This is a genomic window from Streptomyces sp. MGP-BFMKR1 (genome assembly GCF_057766585.1).
This window is the reverse complement of sequence record NZ_CM173408.1, coordinates 788122-801562: the sequence shown is the minus strand read 5'-3', so window position 1 is coordinate 801562 and position 13441 is coordinate 788122. Positions and strand designations below refer to the sequence as shown.

The 13441-nt window shown below is 76.3% G+C and carries 9 protein-coding genes and 1 pseudogene; 5 read left to right on the top strand and 5 right to left on the bottom strand.

Annotated features, from left to right (window positions below; translation table 11 throughout):
- Positions 1–40: 40 nt before the first annotated feature.
- Both AC3CHW_RS02715 and AC3CHW_RS02710 read left to right on the top strand, forming a co-directional pair.
- Complete coding sequence (locus AC3CHW_RS02715) at positions 41–1294, top strand: sensor histidine kinase (RefSeq protein ID WP_488469432.1); 1254 nt, start codon at positions 41–43, stop codon at positions 1292–1294.
- Complete coding sequence (locus tag AC3CHW_RS02710) at positions 1291–1956, top strand: response regulator (RefSeq protein WP_488469431.1); 666 nt, start codon at positions 1291–1293, stop codon at positions 1954–1956. The genes AC3CHW_RS02715 and AC3CHW_RS02710 overlap by 4 nt, the downstream gene beginning before the upstream one ends.
- A gap of 144 nt (positions 1957–2100) precedes the next feature.
- On the opposite strand, the gene AC3CHW_RS02705 is transcribed toward AC3CHW_RS02710, so the two are convergent.
- From AC3CHW_RS02705 to AC3CHW_RS02695, 3 genes are all read right to left on the bottom strand, one after another.
- Positions 2101–3042: a DUF2797 domain-containing protein gene (locus AC3CHW_RS02705; protein ID WP_488469430.1), complete on the bottom strand. Its 942-nt coding sequence runs from the start codon at positions 3040–3042 to the stop codon at positions 2101–2103.
- Between the two features lie 546 nt (positions 3043–3588).
- A complete protein-coding gene (locus tag AC3CHW_RS02700; RefSeq protein ID WP_488469429.1) occupies positions 3589–4224 on the bottom strand; it encodes a GNAT family N-acetyltransferase in 636 nt (211 codons plus the stop codon).
- A 120-nt stretch (positions 4225–4344) separates the two neighbouring features.
- A complete protein-coding gene (locus AC3CHW_RS02695; protein ID WP_488469428.1) occupies positions 4345–5670 on the bottom strand; it encodes an MFS transporter in 1326 nt (441 codons plus the stop codon).
- A 17-nt stretch (positions 5671–5687) separates the two neighbouring features.
- On the opposite strand from AC3CHW_RS02695, the gene AC3CHW_RS02690 reads away from it, so the two are divergent.
- Positions 5688–6956, top strand: a complete 1269-nt coding sequence (locus AC3CHW_RS02690; protein ID WP_488469427.1) for an ROK family protein — start codon at positions 5688–5690, stop codon at positions 6954–6956.
- A 232-nt stretch (positions 6957–7188) separates the two neighbouring features.
- Here AC3CHW_RS02690 and AC3CHW_RS02685 read toward each other — a convergent pair whose 3' ends face one another.
- On the bottom strand, positions 7189–12267 hold the full coding sequence (locus AC3CHW_RS02685; RefSeq protein WP_488469426.1) for a trypsin-like peptidase domain-containing protein: 5079 nt from the start codon (positions 12265–12267) through the stop codon (positions 7189–7191).
- Positions 12268–12290: 23 nt separating this feature from the next.
- On the bottom strand, positions 12291–12617 hold the full coding sequence (locus AC3CHW_RS02680) for a trypco2 family protein (protein WP_488469425.1): 327 nt from the start codon (positions 12615–12617) through the stop codon (positions 12291–12293).
- A 234-nt stretch (positions 12618–12851) separates the two neighbouring features.
- On the opposite strand from AC3CHW_RS02680, the gene AC3CHW_RS02675 reads away from it, so the two are divergent.
- Both AC3CHW_RS02675 and AC3CHW_RS02670 read left to right on the top strand, forming a co-directional pair.
- Positions 12852–13145, top strand: a complete 294-nt coding sequence (locus AC3CHW_RS02675; protein ID WP_488469424.1) for an SHOCT domain-containing protein — start codon at positions 12852–12854, stop codon at positions 13143–13145.
- Positions 13142–13402 (top strand): annotated as a pseudogene (locus AC3CHW_RS02670) (ATP-binding cassette domain-containing protein); the annotation flags it as partial. The gene AC3CHW_RS02675 and the pseudogene AC3CHW_RS02670, both read left to right, overlap by 4 nt.
- Positions 13403–13441 lie beyond the last annotated feature (39 nt).

Below are 13441 nucleotides of genomic sequence, written 5' to 3'. Positions count from 1 at the left end.
GGCTGACGCGGGGCGTCGTGGCGCGGTCTAGCGTTGCGGCATGAGCACGGAACGAGTCCACCGCGTGGGCGAGGAACAGGCGCCCGGCCGGTGGGCGGGCCAGGGGCCACCGTGGCGCCGTTGGGGCGCCGCGCCCTCCGGGCGGCTGCCGTGGCTGTCCTCGCTGGCCGTCGCGGTCTTCCAGTGCGTCGGCACCAACTTCGCCTCCCACCGGCAGGCCGACCGGGTCGATCTTGACCCGCTGGCCTGGCTGCTGCTGGCGCTGGGTCCCGCGTTCCTCGTGATCCGACACCGCTACCCGCGCGTCACCGTCTTCGGCACCTGCGCCGTGGTCACGGCCTACCTCGCGGCCGGCTACCCGTACGGGCCGATCTTCCTGAGCGTGGTCCTCGCCTGCTTCTCCGCCGTCACCTCGGGCCATCGGCGGGCCGCCTGGAGCGCGGTCGGCCTGGCCTGGCTGGCGCACGCCCTGGTGACACACTGGCTCTACCGGTGGCTCCCGCCGGGCGGCGACGGCGCGGCGGGCTGGTGGCAGGAGATGGGCATCGCCGCCTGGGTGCTGGTGGTCCTGGCGCTGTCCGAACTCGCCCGGCTGCGCCGGGAGCGACTGGTGCGCGAGCGCGTCGAGCGGGAGGCGGCCGAGCGCCGCCGCGCCGACGAGGAGCGGCTTCGCATCGCCCGCGAACTGCACGACGTCCTCGCGCACAGCATCTCGGTGATCAACGTGCAGGCGGGCGTCGGCCTCGCGCTGCTCGACCAGGACCCGGAACAGGCGCGGACCGCGCTGACCACCATCAAGGGAGCCAGCAAGGAGGCGCTGGGCGAGGTGCGACAGGTGCTGGACAGCCTGCGCACGCCCGGGAGCGCGCCCCGCTCGCCGGCCCCCGGGCTCGACCGCGTACCCGAACTCACCGAGCAGGCGGCCGCCGCCGGTCTCCGGGTCGAGGTGCGCACCGAGGGCCGCCGCGCGGACCTGCCGCCCGGCGCCGACCTCGCCGCCTTCCGCATCGTCCAGGAGGCCCTGACCAACGTCATCCGCCACTCGGAGGCGCGCGCCGCGCGCGTCGTCCTGCGCCACGGCGCGAACGCCCTGCACGTGTCGGTCGACGACGACGGCCCGGCCAGCTCCGCTGCCGGCGGTGGGCGCGCGGACACCACGTCCGGCGGTAACGGGCTGGTCGGCATGCGGGAGCGGGCCGCCGCGTTCGGCGGCACCGTCGAGGCGGGGCCGCGCCCCGACGGTGGGTTCCGCGTCCTGGCCCGCATCCCCCTGCCACCCGAGGAGACACCGTGATCCGCGTCGTACTCGCCGACGACCAACTGCTGGTCCGCGCCGGTTTCCGGGCGCTGCTCGCGGCCCAGCCCGACATCGAGGTGGTCGCGGAGGCCGCCGACGGCGAGCACACCGTGCGGAAGGTCCGTGAACTGCGGCCCGACGTCGTCCTCATGGACATTCGCATGCCGGTGCTCGACGGCCTCGCCGCCACGCGGCGGATCACCGAGGACCCGGCGCTCGGCGACGTCCGGGTGGTCATGCTCACCACCTTCGAGCTGGACGAGTACGTCTTCGAGGCGATCCGTTGCGGAGCCTCGGGCTTTCTCGTCAAGGACACCGAGCCGGAGGAGTTGCTGCGCGCCGTACGGGCCGTCGTGGCGGGCGACGCGCTGCTGTCGCCCGGCGTCACCCGCCGCCTGATCGCGGAGTTCGCGGCGCGCTCCAAGGAGCCCGCTGCCGCCGTCGGCCTCACGGAACTCACCGACCGCGAACGCGAGGTGATGGCGCTGGTAGGCATCGGACTGTCGAACGAGGAGATCGCCCGGCGCCTCGTCGTCAGCCCGCTCACGGCCAAGACACACGTCAGCCGCGCCATGGTGAAGCTCGGCGCCCGCGACCGGGCCCAACTGGTCGTCCTCGCCTACGAGTCGGGACTCGTACGCCCGGGTTGGCTGGGCTGAGCGGGCCGAGCGGCGTCGCCTGCCCGCCGTACGCGCCTGACCGGGCGACGTGGGCCGAGCCGGCATGGGCCGGAGGCCACCAGCCGGATGCCCGAACGTGGGCCCGGGGCGGAGAGGTGCGTGGCGGCGCGGGAACGGCGGCGCTCAGAACAGGGGCTCCGGGGCCGGAGGCGAGGGCGGGGGCTCGGCCGGGCGCACGGGCGCGGTGGTGAGGGCGGACGGGTCGGCTGTGGTGAGCGGCCACCCCGCCAGTTGGCGGGTGTCGAGGATCAGGGCGCGGCCGTCCGCGTCGCGGAGCGAGATGTCGGGGCCCGCGACGGCCTCGACGGTGCCGGCCACCGTGGCGTGCGGGGCGAGTTGGACGAGGCCGGCCGGTCCCGGCGGCCGGGGCCGGTCGAGCGCGAAGGCCGCGTCGTGGTGGACCGGGGCGCACGGCAGGACCTGGAGCGACTCCGGCAGCGCGGTCAGCGCGCGGGCCCGCGCGTGCAGTTCGGCCAGTTCGGCCGCTCGCTCCGGCGGAGGCGGCACGGCGTCCCGGGCCGCCCGCTTGGCCGCGTACGGAATCCGGTCGGGTACGGCCAGGGCCGCCCCGAGCACCGACTCGGCGCGGCGGGCGGCCATCAGGGGGCCGCGCCCGAGCAGCACGTAGGAGAGCGCGGCCTGTTCGAGCAGCCGGGCTCCCTCGCGCTCGGTCGCGGTGATGCCCACCTTGATCCAACCGGGCCCGAACCAGGCGAGGTAGACGTCGTAGGGGCGCGGGTCGTCGGCGCGGGTGTCGGCCGCCACGGAGTACGACCGGTCGAGGCGCGCGCACTCGGGGCACTGGGCGGACACCGCCGTCGGGGGGATCGCCGCGGCCGTCGGGCAGGCGGTGTGCCGGTCGCCCCTGCGCACTCCGACGCAGCGCCGGGCCGCGCCCGTGGTGAAGGCGATGGGTCGGCCGGGGGACAGGGCGGAGGCGCGCTCGCCGCGCTCGGGGTGGCGCCAGAGCAGGGCGGGCTCGGCCGGGAGGCTCCAGCGCAGTCCGGCGCACCGCCAGCCGGAGTCGCCGGATCGCGGCTCGCGCGGCACGCGGTCATCGGTCATGGCCGGGCCCCTGGTCGCCGTGGCGTGGGCATCGGCGAACGGTCGACCGTGTCGCCGGGACCAGTGCAGTCGTGCGACGACGCGAGCCCGTCCTCTCGCGCGGTGTGCGCCGCGCTGCGTGGAGCCCCGTCTCGGTTCCGCTCGCCCGGTACGTGGGCCCGGAACCGGGCTTCGGCGGCGAGCGGCGTCCCCTCTGGGGCAACGACCTCGATCAGCTTCCCGTACTCCATGTCCGGGAGTGTGCCAGCCGGCACTGACATCGCTCCGGCGCGACTGCCAGCCCGAGGGTGGACGAGGCGGGGGACGCGCGTCGGCGGCCGGCAGCGATCCCGCTTCAGGGTGGTCCGGGACCGCCGGGTCGGACTGTCTGGTGCGGACGGCGCCCGCGTCGTCGCGGACCGCGCGCCTGTGTACCGGTGCCACCGGCGTGCACCGGCACCGGACAGGGGCGCGACTACGGGCGCTCCCCGTCTGCCGGCTGGCGAGTCTGACGCGGGCGCAGTGCCGGTGGAGACCCTGTCGCGTGAGCTGGACGCGGCTCGGGCTTCAGCTGCCCGGGCCTCGGCGGGCTCTCGCGTTCTGGTCGGTGTCGAGGCCGTGGCGGTCCCCGTCCGTGACCACGGAGGAGTCACCGGGCCTGCCCGGTGAGAGGAACACGACGACGTCCGTCTCGTTGCCCGGTAGGGGGGCGGGTTCCCGCCAACCGATGCGGCGGTAGAACGCGAGCGTCTCGTGCGCCTGACTCCAGGTCAGCAACCACGCCCGGCCGCCGGGCGCGGTGTCGACGAGGGCGGAGAGCAGCCGCCGCCCCAAACCGGTACCGCGGGCGTCTGGCCGCACCCCCAGCTCGTCGACCTCGAAGGCGCCCACCAGCAACTCGTCCACCCGCTCGGCGCCGAGCCGCGTGGTCACCTTCCCGTAGGCACGGTCAGTGCGGAACGGGGCCTGAGTGGTCCAACCCGTGACGAAGCCCTGCACCCTGCCATCGTCCGACGTGGCCAGTACGGCCCGAAAACCCGGGCGGTGCGCGTCCGTCGCGAGCCGCTCCCGAAACTCCGCCCGGGTCGCCTGCGCGTCGCGGTCCTCCCAGGGCGGGGCGGTGAAGACGTCGACGTACGCATCGGTGAGTTCGTCGGCGGCGTCGAGGACGTCGGGGCCGAAAAGCGGCGTAGCCAGCACCATATCCTCCGAGGTTCACCGGTCATCTATGTGGCGTAGCGATTCCTCAGATTACACGTGCGGCCCGCTGGGTGCCGTCGGCCCGGGGCACGCGCGGGCGAGAGGCCCCGTGCGGGCGCGCGGTCAACCCGTGGGCGGGCGGAGCGCGTTGCGGCTGGCGTAGGCGACGACCGCCGCGACCGCCGCGAGCAGGGCGACGGTCGTCAGGGCCGTCGGTAGCGAGAACCAGTCGGCGACGAAGCCGATCGCCGGCGGGCCGCAGAGCATGCCGCCGTAGCCGAAGGTGGAGGCGGTGGCGACGCCGCTCGGGCCGTTGAGCGCGCCGGCGCGTTCGATGGCGATCGGGAAGATGTTGGCCAGCCCGAGACCCGTGACCGCGAAACCGAGCAGGGCCAGCCAGACCGTGGGGGCCAGGGAGCCGAGGAGCATGCCGGTGGCGGCCGTCGCGCCGCCCGCCACCAGGGCGCGCGTCTGGCCGAGGCGTTCCAGGAGCGCCGTGCCGGACAGCCGGCCGATGGTCATCGTGGCGGCGAAGACCGAGTAGCCGGCCGCCGCGACGCCCGGGTGCGCGTCGAGATCCTGCTCCAGGTGGAGCGCGCCCCAGTCGGCCAACGCGCCCTCGCCGTAGGCCGTACACAGGGCGATCAGCCCGAAGACGGCGACCAGCCGGCGCGTACGCCGGGCCGCGCCCCGGCCCGCCGCCTGCCCGACGGACTTGCCTCGTTCGACGGGTTCGGCCCGCGCCGACGACGGGCGGCGGGCGGGATCGGTCGCGTCGGCTCGTGGCGGGCGGCTACGGGGCGCCGTGGCCGGCCGCTCGTGTTGCCGCCGGGGCACCGGGTGGGCCAGGAGAGCGCGGCCGGCGAAGGCCGTGAGGGCGAGCCCGCACACGGTGAGGGCGGTCAGGTGCGTGGTGGCCGAGAGTCGCCCCGCGACCAGGCCGCCGAGGCCCGCCCCGAGCATGCCGCCGAGGCTGAAGGCGGCGTGGAACGTGGGCATGACCGGCCGGCGCAGCGCGGCCACCAGGTCCACCGCCGCGCTGTTCATCGCGACGTTGAGACCGCCGTAGCCCGCGCCGAAGACGAGGAGTACCAGGCCGAGGGCGAGCGCCGAGTGGGTGTGCGCCGGCAGCGCGACGCTCAGGGACATCACGACGGCGGCGACGACGGTCATCGGTTGGTGTCCGAACCGCTGGCAGAGCCGGCCGGTGACCATCATGGTGGCCACCGCGCCGGCGGAGACGCCGAGCAGGGCGAGCCCGAGATCGCCGGTCGAGGCGCCGGTTTGTTGCTTGATGGCGGGAATGCGGACGACCCAGCCGGCGAAGACGAAGCCGTCCAGGGCGAAGAAGAGGGTGAGCGCCGCCCGCAGGCGACGGATGGCGGGGTCTACGGTGGCGTGGCTCCACCCCCACGGAGTGGCCGTCCGTATTTTGTTTAGCGTCGGCACAAAGCCAGAATAGGGGCGTGACCCAGACACGGACAAGACTGGAGCGGGGCCGCGGAGCACTCGGCCCGGCGCTGGAGCTCGTACACACCGGTCGCGCCCCCACGCGCGCGGTGCTCACGGCGGAGCTCGGCGTGACCCGCGCGACCGCGGGCGCCGTCGCCGCCGAACTGGAGGCGCTCGGCCTGATCCGGGTGGACTCGCGGCCGGGCGCGGCTGCCGGCACCCAGGGCCGCCCCTCGCACCGGCTCACCGTCGCCCCGGACGGCCCCGTCGTGCTCGCCGCGCAGGTGCACGTGGACGGGTTCCGGGCGGCGCTCGTCGGCCTCGGCGGCCGGATCGTGGCCACCGCACCGGGCTGCATGACGGTGCCCGCCGACCCCGCGGCGGTGCTCGACGCCGTCGTCGAGGCCGGCGCCGGGCTGCTGCGCGCCAGCGGGCGCCGCTGCCTCGGCGCGGGACTGGCCGTGCCATCGGCCGTCGCCGAGCCGGAGGGCACCGCGCTGAACCCGCTGCACGTGGCCTGGCAGGCCGGCGCGCCGGTACGGGAGCTGTTTCGGCGCAGCCTCGCCCGCGCGGGCGTCCCCGGACCCGGCGACGCCACGGCCGCGCCCGCCGGCCCCCCGGCCGCCGACTCGGCGCCCGACGCGCCGATCGGGCAGACCGGCAACGACGTCAACCTCGCGGCGCTGGCCGAGTACCGCCACGGAGCGGGCCGCGGCGCCCGGCAACTGCTGTGCGTGGCCACCGGCCACCGTGGTGTGGGCGGCGCCCTGGTGCTCGACGGGCGACTGCACACCGGGAGTTCGGGGCTCGCCCTGGAGGTCGGGCACCTGACGGTGCACGAGGAGGGGCGCGCCTGCCACTGCGGCAGCCGTGGCTGTCTCGACGTCGAGGCCGACCCGCTGGCCTTTCTCACCGCGGCCGGACGCGAGCCCGGCCCCGAGGTGTCCCTCCTCCAGCAGGCCCGCGACCTGCTCCGCGACGAGTACGCCGACCCGTCCGTGCGCGCCGCGGCCCACCTGCTCATCGACCGGCTCGGCCGCGGCCTGGCCGGGCTGGTCAACATCCTCAACCCCGACCGGATCATCCTCGGCGGGCTCCACCGCGACCTGCTCGACGCCGACCCGGAGCGGCTGCGCGCGGTCGTCGCGGAGCGCAGCCTGTGGGGACGTAGCGGCGGGGTGCCCCTGCTGCCGTGCACGCTCGACTACAACAGCCTGGTGGGCGCGGCCGAACTCGCGTGGCAGCCGGTCCTCGACGACCCGTTGCGGGCGCTCGGCGCCTGATCCGGCCAACGCGGCGGGGCACCGACTGCTCGGCGCCGCGTGTCGGGCGCCCGCGCGTACGCCGGGTGCGCGGTTGCAGGGCGCGGCGTGGGCCGTACGCCGGGTGGCGCCGTATCGGCGTACTGGCGCGGAGGTGCGCCGGGTGGTGCCGTACCGGCGTACCAGCGAGCGGGCGTACGCCAGGTGGCGGGCCACGGCCGGTACCCAGCCGGGGCGACCGTGGGCGCGGGCGTCAGCCGCCGGTCGGGGAGGCCGCGTCCGGTGCCGGTGCCGGCGCCGGACGTTGCGGGTCCGGGGCGGGGCTCGGTTCCTCGGGCTGGGCGGCCAGGTGTGCGGCGACGCGCTCGGCCACGGTGTGCTCCGGATTGGCCGCGAGCCAGCGCCGGGCGTACGCGGTGGCGTGTCGCCGCTGGTCGGGGGTGCACTCCGCGCGCCCGAGCAGCGCCTCCACCAGCGAACCGACGCCGCCCGTCGGCTCGCGCGCCAGCAGCCAGTCCAGGCTGTGGCCGATGGCGCGCGCCGCCTGCTCGGCGGTCAGCCGCTTGCTCAACACCAGCCGCAGCAGCGGCTTGGCCTCGCTCGTCTCGGCCCCGTCGACCTGCCGCAGGGCCCGTTCGATCGCGGCCTGTTCGTGCTCGTGGGACAGCTCGCGGTGGCGCAACAGGGCCAGCAGCACCGGGCGGGTCTTGAACGTTCGGCCGCTGGTCCTGGTCAGCAGCGCGAACGCCTCCTCGGCCGCGTCCCACCGCTGCTCGACCGTGAGGTCCGTGGTGCGCAGCAGCGCGATGATCACCAGCCGGGTCTTGACCGCTCCCGGTGACCGCAGGTACGCCAGCGCCTGTCCGGCCACTGCCCGCCGCTGTTCGGGCCGCAGGTCCTCGTTCTCCAACAGCGCGACGAAGTCCCGCCAGCTCAACACGGTGGCCAGCGCGGCGTGCACGGCGGACAGCATGAGCCGCCGGTCCCAGTCCCCGCCGCCCGGCCCGCCGCCCGGGCCGTCGTCGCCCGGGCCCCGCGCCGCGTCGGTCGCGTCGCCTGACCGGGCGGCCGGCACGTTGGCGGGGTGGGGCTCGTCGGGCCGTGCCAGCAGGCGCAGCAGCACCGCTCCGCGCTCCGGGTCGTCCGGGTGCGCCAGCAGCCAGGCCCGGGTCTCCTCCACGCCGCGTAACCAGGCGCCGAAACCGTCGTCCCCGTGATCGGTGAGGAAGGCGCGGACCTCCGGGGCCCACGGGCGCTCGGAGTTGACCGCATACCAGTTCAGCGCGTGGGCGTTCAACGCGCGCCGCTGGCCTTCGGTGAGCCCCGGCCGCTCGGCGAGCGCGAACAGGGCCCGGGGCGCGTCGGCGAGCCGCTCGCACGCGGCCAGCCAGCCGCACCCGAGGGCCGTCGCCCGCGCGTGGACGGCCTCCGGCAGCGGGCGGTCGAGCAGCGCGAGCAGCGGGCCCAGCGTCCCGGCGGAGCGCTCCGCCGTCACCAGGCGGGTCGCCAACTCCACGGCGCCCGCCTCCTGCCGCGCGGTGAGCCGTGGCAGGCGCAGTACGGCGGTGACGGCGGCGCGCACCGCGCGGGTGGGCGCGCTCCCCTCGGCGCCCAGGGCCAGTGCCCGGTCGGCCAGGTGGGTCGCCTCGGCCGCCGTCAGCTCCGGCTGGCCCAGCAGCGCGGCGAGGTCGCTCAGGTCCGGCTCGGGCAGCGGCCCGTTGCCCTGGGGCCAGCCGCGGTTGCCGCCGCTCCAGCCGCGCGCCCGCAGCACCCGCAGCCACAGGTACCCGCGGTCGCGGTGGCGGCGGGAGCGGCCGAGCCAGTCCGCCGCGTGCTCCAGCGCGCGCGCCTCCTGCGCCAGGCGCAACTCGGCCGTGCCCAGCAGCAGGCGCAGCGTCGACCCCACCTCGTCCGCCAGCCCGGCATCCGCCAGCCCCTCGGCCGACTGCTCCCCGTTCGCCGGCTCGCCGTCCCTCAACTCCTCGCCGGGGACACCGAGTTCCGCGCCCGGGCCCGTCGTGTCTTCCTTGGTCTTGGCGGCCGGGATGGGGGCCGGGCCCGCCGCCCCCAGCGCGGACGCGCCGGCGTCGAGAGCGTCGGCCGAGCGCGCCGGCGTGTGCGTCCGCAACCAGTCCAGGGTCGCGTCGGCGGCGCGGCGGAGCTGGTCGCGGCGTATCTCCCGGCAGGCGAGGGCGGCCCGGTGTACGGCGGCGCCGTCGGCCTCGGTGCCGTACGACTCCAGCCAGTGCAGGGCGAAGTCGGCGCTGCGGTGCAGCCAGTCGCCCGGGGCCGCGCCGCCGAGCAGCGCGCTCAGCACCGCCGGGGCCTCCGACGCCCGCGGATGGGCCTGCGCCCAGGCCAGCGCGCGCTCGGCCAGGTCGGCCGCGCGCTCGCCGAGGCCGGCGGCGTCGGCCAGCAGGGGGCGCAGCACGTGCCCCGCGGCGAGCGAGTCGCCGTAGCCGCTCACCCACTCCCACGCCATCGCGATCACCAGGGCGCGCTGCCCGCCGGTCAGGGCGGGGTGTGGCAGCAGCGGCCCGAACACCTGGGCCGCCGCGAGGGTGGCGGCGTGCCCGTGCTGGAGCCAGAGCACGGCTTGGTCCACGGCGCGCCCCGCGCGCAGCTCCGCCAGATCCTCCCGCCGCAGCAGCGCCCGCAGCACGAACCGGGCCACCGGCTCCGCCTCGTTGTGCGCCAGCCAGGTCAGCGCGAGCCCGGCGGTCTGCTTCTGTTGCTGGCGGCTGAGCTCCGGATGGGCGGTCAGCGGGGCCAGTACGAGGCTGGCGGCGCGTTGCGTGCCGTGGCCGTGCCCGATCCAGGTCAGCGCCGCCGAGACGGCCCGCCGCGCGGCGGCCCGGTCCACGTCCGCGCGCGCCAGCAGCCGGTGCAGCACGTGGGCGGCGTCCGTGGTGGCGTGGACGTGCAGCCAACTGAAGGCGTACTGGACGGCCGCCACCAGCCGCTCCGTCCCCAGGGCCCGGTCCTCGCGCAGCAGCGCGCCGATCACGAACCGGGCCGAGCGATGCCGCTTCCACAGCCCCAGCCAGGCCAGCGCGTAGTCCGTGACCCGCGCCTCGTCCGGCGCGCTCAGGTCGCGGCGCTCCAGCAGGGCGTGGAGCACGTGGTGCGAGGTCTCCGCCTCGGGCCCGCCCCGGTACAGCCACGTCAGAGCCGCCTCCACCAGCCGCTCCGGCACCGGTCCGGTGGCCGACTCGACGGCCTGGGCCAGCAGGGTCCGCGCGGTGGGCGAGTACTTCTCGCGCTCCAGCCACGGCTGTGCCACCTCGTCCCAGGCCCCGTCCACCGAAGCCTGCCAGGGGCGCCGGCTGAGCAGCGTGAGCAGCGCCTGCCGGCCCTCCTCGCCGGCCCGCTTGAGCAGCGCGCCGACGCGGGGCGCCGCGGCCCGCAGCCACTCGCCGCTGAGGCGGGCCACCTGGCGGCCGTCCGCGTCGTCGAGGTCGGCGGCCAGCCGCGCCAGGTGGCCCGCGAAGCCACCGAAGGTGCGGGCGCTGATCAACGAGGTGGAGAACACGGCGTGCAACGAGCCCGGGTGCACCGGCCCGGCGGGCAGCAGCAGTTGCCGTACGAGTTCGTCGGTGACGATGTCGTGGACCACCATGAGCTGGTCCTCGTGCGGCTCCTCAAGCCAGCCGAGTTCGGTCAGGCTGCGCACGACGTAGTCGCCGTCGAGCCCGCTGTCCCGGCCTTCGAGGAAGGCGTCCACCGTGGCGACGACGGCGTCCCGTGGCTGCGGGCAGGCGTAGGCGGCCACGGTCGCGGCTAGTTGCCGGTCGCTGGGCGGGCGCGGGGCCCCGCCGTCCGCGTCGGCGTCCCAGTCGGTGGCCTCCGGGGGGCGCAGCCGGTCCTCCTGGAGCCGGGGGTCGAGCCAGGCCAGCAGGTCGTCGCTGCGCCAACCGGTCAGGTGCGGGAGGTCCCGGCGGGCCAGGTAGCGGCGTTCGATCTGGCCGGCGACGAGGAGCGCGATGATCGGCCGGTTGCCGCACGCCGCCCGCAGCGCGCCCCGCCCCAGGCCGTCGAGGGCGTGCGGGGCGACCACCGGCAGCATCGCGTCGATCACTGCGGCCTGGTGACCGCTGTCCTGACGTAGCGTCACCTCGTCGAAGTGCTGTCGCACGCCGCGCTTGCGCAGGACGGGCAGCGTGCCGGGGCGGGTCGACGCCACGCAGGTGACCCGGATGCCGCGTTCGGCCGCGCCGAGCATGAACTCGTCGGCCAGCGCGCCGAGATCGAGCTGCGCGCAGGTGTCGAGGTAGTCCAGGACCAGCAGCACCCGCGGCTGGCTGGCGTCGAAGACAGCCTGTTCGAGGTGGGACACGGTCAGCGAGCGCTGCCGGTCGGTGCGTACGTGCAGGACGTGCCAGCCGTCGTCGTGCGCCGCCTGCGCCACCTCGAAGCAGGTACGGGTCTTGCCCGTGCCCGCCGCGCCCACCAGCAGCACCCCGCGCCCCCGCTCGGAGTCGACCAGCCGCTCCAGGAGACGGCGCGGCGCGGCCTCGCTGCCGGGGCCCGGGCTGACGAACGGCAGGTGCTCGGGCAGCAGGTAGCTGCGCGTGCCGCGCAACTTGGCCAGCACGCTCTCGTGGGTGCGCACGTTGCTGGGCAGGCCGCGCGGCGCGCCGCCGGGCAGCGGGACGTCCACCGGCTCCGGGGCGACCTCGTGGGCGCGCAGGTAGCGGGTGAACTTGCCGGCGTCGGCCAGCGAGTCGACGCGGGTGGCGATGGTGGAGCGGGCGCCGGCCGGGGTGAGGTGGGACGCGTACACGCCGACGACCAGGCGTTCCGCGCGCGGGCCGGGCCCGCGCGGGGCGAGCACCGCCGCCCCGGAGAACCCCTCCCACGGCGAGCCGGCGCCGGGGAGGTCCGCGGGCTGCGCGCTCTCGTGCCACAGGTCGAGGCCGCCCGCGCCCGGCCGCGAGGCGAGCTGGATGGTGCCGGTCGCCTGCCGGCGTCGCGGCCGGCCCGCCTCGCGCGCGTACCGGGGGAAGCCCATGGCGTGGAAGGGCAGCCTGTCCAGCGCGTGGGGCAGGCGCCCGAAGCGCATCGGCGCCAGCGTGTCCACCGCCTCGTCCAGGACCAGCAGCGCCAGGTCGAGTTCCCCGTGCGGCACCACCAACTCGACGTCGGCCGCGCTCGCGCCCCGGCGTGGCTCGGGCCGCACCACCCGGTACGCGTACGCCCCGTCGTCCACGACGTGGTGCGCGGTCAACACGAGTTCGCCGGTCAGCAGGAAGCCGGAGCCGCCGTAGTGCACGCCGCCGTCCGCGCGGCTGACCCGCACCACCTCGACGGCCCGGTCCGGCAGGTCCCGCACGCCATCGCCCTCCCCAACCACCGTCAGTCAGGCCGCCGTTCGGGCGTGGCGGCGATCCGCACGTGATCGCCCGCGGCCGTCTCGGCGGCGAGCTGCAACGACAGGGAGTGGGTGGTGGCGGTGGACGAGGAAGCGCCGCCATCGGCCGACACGACCCAGAACCTGAGCCCCGCGTGTCCCTCCCGCGCGTTCTCCACGGCCACTTGGAGATCGAGGCTGATGGACTCGATACGGAACCTGATCGTCTCGTCCTCGCCGTCGGCCATCGCCTCCGCCAACTCCGCCCGCAGTCCGCGGATGGCCCGCGCGAGCCCGATCTCGGTGCCCATGCCGTCGCTCCCCTCAAGCAAGAACACTCACCGTACAACGCGCTGACCGCCCGCGATCACCCTCTTCCGGCCACGCCGCCACCGGTCCGGACCCCTCGTATCACCCCCGCGTCGCCGGGCGATGTAGCCGCGCCCCGCGCGCGTACTCCCCGGGGGGTACGTCAGGTGCCGCTGGCCGTACGACGACGGGAGGGCCGCCGCGCAGCAGGCTCGGTCGTGACAGGCACAACCCATCCACCGAGGAGTCCGATCACCATGAACACGCTCGCGCACGGCTGGGGCGACGGCGGGGGGCCCGGCCCCTGGATCCTGCTGTTCCCCCTCGTCTGGGCCCTGGTCGTCGGGGGCGGCATCGCCCTGTGGCGGCGCACCGTCCGGCGTGGTCGCGGGCCGTGGGCCCGGGCCTCGGCACCGGCCACCCCCGGGGCGCACTCGCCGCTGGCCATCCTCGGCCGCAGGTTCGCCGCCGGGGAGATCGACGAGGACGAGTACTGGCGCCGACTCTCCGTCCTGAGCGAGGAGTTCGGCGACCGGGGCGGTACGGCGTGACCACCCACCCCACCGCCGCGTCGGTCGCCGCACACCGTGCCGCGACCGACGACACCGCCTACGCCGCCCGGGTGTCCGACGCCGTCAAGGTCCACGGGGCGGGCGAGACCGAGGTGCGGGCCCTGGACGGGGTGAGCGTCGGCTTCCCCACCGGGCGGTCCACCGCGATCATGGGCCCGTCCGGCTCCGGCAAGTCCACCCTGACGCACCGCGCCGCCGGCCTGTCCACCCTCACCTTGGGCAGTCCGAGCCCGGGTCCGGGTCAGCCGGCGCGACCAGGCGGTGACGGCGCGCGC

Bases quoted from the DNA above. Each gene is read 5' to 3' on its own strand.
- AC3CHW_RS02715 (WP_488469432.1), top strand. From the start codon at position 41: ATGAGCACGGAACGAGTCCACCGCGTGGGCGAGGAACAGGCGCCCGGC.
- AC3CHW_RS02705 (WP_488469430.1), bottom strand. From the start codon at position 3,042: ATGACCGATGACCGCGTGCCGCGCGAGCCGCGATCCGGCGACTCCGGC.
- AC3CHW_RS02700 (WP_488469429.1), bottom strand. From the start codon at position 4,224: ATGGTGCTGGCTACGCCGCTTTTCGGCCCCGACGTCCTCGACGCCGCC.
- AC3CHW_RS02675 (WP_488469424.1), top strand. From the start codon at position 12,852: ATGAACACGCTCGCGCACGGCTGGGGCGACGGCGGGGGGCCCGGCCCC.